Origin of the sequence: Psychrobacter sp. Pi2-1 (assembly GCF_904846645.1) — a bacterium.
Lineage (GTDB): Bacteria > Pseudomonadota > Gammaproteobacteria > Pseudomonadales > Moraxellaceae > Psychrobacter.
This window is the reverse complement of sequence record NZ_CAJHBO010000054.1, coordinates 1-813: the sequence shown is the minus strand read 5'-3', so window position 1 is coordinate 813 and position 813 is coordinate 1. Positions and strand designations below refer to the sequence as shown.

Sequence of the window (813 nt, the reverse complement as noted above, 5' to 3'; positions counted from 1 at the left end):
ACGATGTCGACATCTCAAGCTCTCTTGTCTCAAGAGTCACCGATAACATATTAGAGGACATCACCGCTTGGCAGAACCGGCCGCTGAGCAGTGTTTATCCTATCGTCTATCTAGACTGCATCGTCGTCAAAGTACGTCAAGACAAGCAGATCATCAACAAAGCCATTTACTTAGCCCTAGGCGTTAACCTTAACGGTAAAAAAGAGCTGCTTGGTATGTGGCTCTCAGAGAATGAAGGCGCTAAGTTCTGGCTAGGTGTTCTCACTGAACTACAAAACCGCGGCGTACAAGATATCCTCATTGCCTGTGTCGATGGTCTAAAGGGCTTCCCTGATGCCATTAACACCGTCTATCCAAAGGCACAGGTTCAGCTGTGTATCGTACACATGGTGCGCTATTCAATGAAGTTTGTGCCGTGGACGGATAAAAAGGCCGTAGCGGCTGATTTAAAGGCCATTTACGGCGCTGATACCCTTGAGATGGCAGAGGCCAATCTTGAGCACTTTGATGAGACTTGGGGCAAAGATTACCCGCACGTGGTCAAGTCTTGGCGCAATAACTGGGAGGGCTTAACGGTGTTCTTTGAGTATCCGAAAGACATCAGAAAAGTGATTTATACCACCAATGCGATAGAGTCGCTAAACAGTGTGATTCGGACGGCGGTGAATAAGCGTAAGGTGTTCCCCTCTGATCAGGCAGCATTCAAAGTGGTGTACTTAGCCACCCAGCAGGCGTCTAAAAAGTGGTCGATGCCAATCCGTAACTGGACGTCTGCTCTGAATCGTTTTATGATTATGTTTGATGACCGTATCA

At 47.6% G+C, this 813-nt stretch carries 1 protein-coding gene; it reads left to right on the top strand.

Annotation, left to right across the window (positions count from 1 at the left end; translation table 11 throughout):
- A partial coding sequence (locus JMX91_RS13225) for an IS256 family transposase (protein WP_201549623.1) occupies positions 1-813 on the top strand: 813 nt, incomplete at both ends.